At 35.8% G+C, this 226-nt stretch carries 1 protein-coding gene; it reads right to left on the reverse strand.

The genetic code is table 11. From position 1 onward, the window contains the following. On the reverse strand, window positions 1–226 hold a 226-nt coding region (locus CD129_RS04155), incomplete at both ends, for a DDE-type integrase/transposase/recombinase (RefSeq protein ID WP_144437000.1).

The raw sequence follows: 226 nt of genomic DNA on the forward strand, positions 1-226 counted from the left end.
TACTTTAATATGACGGTGATCTTGCTCAATGAGGTTATTCAGATATTTCGATGTACAATGACAGTCAGGTTTAAGTTTAAAAGCTTTAATGACTTTAGCCATTGCGACCTTCGTTGAAGGTGCCTGATCTGTAATGACCTTTTGAGGTTTACCAAATTGTTTAATGAGACGTTTGATAAACGCATATGCTGAATGATTATCTCGTTGCTTACGCAACCAAATATCT

Source organism: Mammaliicoccus fleurettii (assembly GCF_003970575.1).
Lineage (GTDB): Bacteria > Bacillota > Bacilli > Staphylococcales > Staphylococcaceae > Mammaliicoccus > Mammaliicoccus fleurettii.